Origin of the sequence: Pseudomonas fuscovaginae SE-1 (assembly GCF_000364705.1) — a bacterium.
In the GTDB taxonomy this organism is placed as follows: Bacteria; Pseudomonadota; Gammaproteobacteria; order Pseudomonadales; family Pseudomonadaceae; genus Aquipseudomonas; species Aquipseudomonas fuscovaginae_A.
Genome location: NZ_AQOH01000192.1, coordinates 1 through 507, shown reverse-complemented (window position 1 = coordinate 507; position 507 = coordinate 1). Strand labels below are relative to the sequence as shown.

1 protein-coding gene is annotated in these 507 nt (G+C 66.7%); it reads left to right on the top strand.

What is annotated here, in order from left to right:
- Window positions 1–507 (top strand): FecCD family ABC transporter permease (locus K675_RS0117430; protein ID WP_017904774.1); only part of this gene is annotated, 507 nt, incomplete at both ends.

The window sequence follows — 507 nt, the reverse complement described above, 5'->3', positions numbered from 1 at the left end:
CCCCCAGCCGCAACGGCCGGCTGGACAGCGAACGGCTGCTGCTGTGCGGGGTGGCGGTGTCGTTCGTGATGATGGCGCTGGCCAACCTGCTGTTGTTTCTCGGCGACCACCGGGCCAGTTCCGCGGTGATGTTCTGGATGCTCGGCGGCCTTGGCCTGGCGCGCTGGGAACTGCTGCTGGTGCCGACGCTGAGCGTGCTCTGCGGGCTGCTCCTGCTGCTGGGCATGGCCCGTTCGCTGAACGCACTGATGGCCGGCGAACAGACCGCCGTGACCCTCGGGCTGAGTGCCCGCAATGTGCGCCTGAAGGTCTTCCTGATCGCCTCGCTGATGACTGGCGTACTGGTTTCCATCAGTGGCTCGATCGGTTTTGTCGGGTTGATGGTGCCGCATATCGCCCGTTACCTGGTGGGCGCGGAGCATCGCCGGCTGCTGCCGGTGTCGGCCTTGCTCGGCAGTTTGTTCCTGATCTGGGTCGATGTCGCGGCACGGACGCTCATCGCCCCGG